The sequence below is a fragment of the Streptomyces sp. RP5T genome (assembly GCF_003933965.1).
Classification (GTDB): Bacteria; Actinomycetota; Actinomycetes; order Streptomycetales; family Streptomycetaceae; genus Streptomyces.
On sequence record NZ_RSAJ01000913.1, the window covers coordinates 1 to 2,353 of the forward strand.

At 72.1% G+C, this 2,353-nt stretch carries 2 protein-coding genes; one reads left to right on the top strand and one right to left on the bottom strand.

Going from position 1 to position 2,353, the window contains the following annotated elements:
• Positions 1-184: 184 nt before the first annotated feature.
• Positions 185-661, top strand: a complete 477-nt coding sequence (locus EHS43_RS42860) for an SsgA family sporulation/cell division regulator (RefSeq protein WP_125195860.1) — start codon at positions 185-187, stop codon at positions 659-661.
• Positions 662-677: 16 nt separating this feature from the next.
• Here EHS43_RS42860 and EHS43_RS42865 read toward each other — a convergent pair whose 3' ends face one another.
• Entirely contained in the window at positions 678-2,093 is a 1,416-nt protein-coding gene (locus tag EHS43_RS42865; RefSeq protein WP_125195861.1) for an FAD-binding oxidoreductase, read from the bottom strand.
• Positions 2,094-2,353 lie beyond the last annotated feature (260 nt).

Below are 2,353 nucleotides of genomic sequence, written 5' to 3' on the forward strand. Positions count from 1 at the left end.
ACATCTATCAGACCGGCGCAGGACCCACCGCCAGTCCCACCGGACCCACTCCTTTTGGGCACGAGCGTGATACCGCCGGAAAAAAGTTCGCCGAACCCGCGTAATGATCCCGCCCCCTCCCGCCTCTCACCTCGTACGGGCCCACCGCGGGCCCGGGACGAGAGCCGAGAGAGGAACGAACGACATGCATCACACGGTGGTGGAGCGCGAACTGGAGCTCCAGCTCATCCTGTCGCCCGAGCGCAGCATCCCGGTCCCGGCCCGGCTGGGCTACCGCAGCGACGACCCCTTCGCCGTCCACGTCACCTTCCACATCGGCTCGGACCACCCCGTCCACTGGACCTTCGCCCGCGAACTGCTCGTGGAGGGGGTGTTCCGCCCGTGCGGCCACGGGGACGTGCGGGTGTGGCCGACGAAGGTCGCGGGGCGCGGGGTCGTGCTGATGGCGCTGAGCTCCCCGGACGGCGACGCCCTCCTGGAGGCGCCGGCCGCACAGGTCTCGGCGTGGCTGGAGCGCACGCTGAGGGCGGTGCCCCCGGGTTCCGAGGCGGAACAGCTCGGCATCGACGACGGCCTCGCCGAGCTGCTGGCCCCCACTGCGGCGGACGACCTGTGGCTGCGCGACCCATGGCCGGGCGACGAGTCCCAGGACGCGGAGTGAGCCGTACCGCGAGGTCTCAGAACAGCTTGCCCGGGTTCAGGATCCCCAGCGGGTCGAAGACGCCCTTCACCGCCCGCTGCATCTCCAGCCCCACCGGGCCGATCTCGCGGGCCAGCCACTCCTTCTTCAGGACGCCCACCCCGTGCTCGCCGGTGATGGTGCCGCCGAGCTCCAGGCCGAGCGCCATGATCTCGTCGAAGGACGCGCGGGCCCGCCGGGACTCGTCCGGGTCGGCGGCGTCGAAGCAGACCGTGGGGTGGGTGTTGCCGTCACCGGCGTGGGCGACGACACCGATGGTGAGCCCGTGCTTCTCGGCGATCCGCTCGGTGCCCGCGAGGAGTTCGCCGAGCCGGGAGCGGGGCACGCACACGTCGTCGATCATCGTGGTGCCCTTGACCGCTTCGAGGGCGGTGAGCGACAACCGGCGGGCCTGGAGGAGCAGTTCGGACTCGGCGACGTCGTCGGCCGGGACGACCTGGGTGGCACCGGCCGCCTCGCACAGTGCGCCGAGGGCGGCGAGGTCGGCCGCCGGGTCCGTGGTGTCGAAGGCCGCGAGGAGCAGGGCCTCGGTGCTCTCCGGGAGCCCCATGTGCGCCAGGTCGTTGACGGCCTTGACGGTCGTACGGTCCATCAGTTCGAGGAGGGACGGCACGTGCCCGCCCTCCATGATCCTGCACACCGCGTCGCAGGCGGCGGCCCCGGAGGAGAACTCCGCGGCCAGCACGAGCTGCTCGGGCGGCTTCGGCCGAAGGCCCAGGACCGCCCGGACCACGATGCCGAGCGAGCCCTCGGAGCCGACGAACAGGCGGGTCAGGTCGTATCCGGCGACGCCCTTGGCGGTACGGCGGCCGGTGGACATCAGCCGCCCGTCGGCGAGGACGACGTCCAGTCCGAGGACGTACTCCGCCGTGACCCCGTACTTCACACAGCACAGTCCGCCGGACGCGGTGCCGATGTTGCCGCCGATCGTGCACATCTCCCAGCTGGAGGGGTCCGGCGGGTAGTAGAGGCCGAGTTCGCCGACCGCGCGGGACAGGGTCGCGTTGACCACGCCGGGTTCGACGACGGCGATGCGGTCGACCGGGTTGATCTCCAGGATCCGGTCCATCTTCGTCAGGGACAGCACGATGCAGCCGTCGGTGGCGTTGGCGCCGCCCGACAGGCCCGTGCGGGCGCCCTGGGGGACGACCGGGACGCGCAGTTCGGTGGCGGTGCGCATGACGTGCTGGACCTGTTCGACCGTGCGCGGCAGGACGACCACGGCGGGCGTGCCGGCCGGGCAGAAGCTCGCCATGTCGTGGGCGTAGGAGTCCGTGACGTCCGGATCGGTGAGGAGGGCGTCGGCGGGCAGAGCGCTGAGCAGACGGTCCACCAGGGTCCCGGTGACCGCTGTGTCTTCATCGCGACGGGCTTCGATACGGCTCATGATCACAGCGTCGCACCGGGGGCCATCGGTGTGAACCCCGGCAGCGGCGGCCGCAGCGTGCCGGGGCGGGGTCGTCGTACTGACGCACAGTGAGCGCCATGGAGAACCAAGCCACGGAGAACCGGCCCGGGGAGCGGCGCGGGAAGCCGCGGGAGGGGCGGCGGGCCCGTCTGCAGGGGCGTCTGGTGATCGCCGCGGTCGCGGGCTGCGCGGTGCTCGGTACGGCGCTGATGCTGCTGCCCGCGGACCGGCCGGCGCCCCGTACG

Excerpts from the sequence above, each read along its gene's own strand:
- EHS43_RS42860 (WP_125195860.1), top strand. The coding sequence starts at position 185 with ATGCATCACACGGTGGTGGAGCGCGAACTGGAGCTCCAGCTCATCCTG.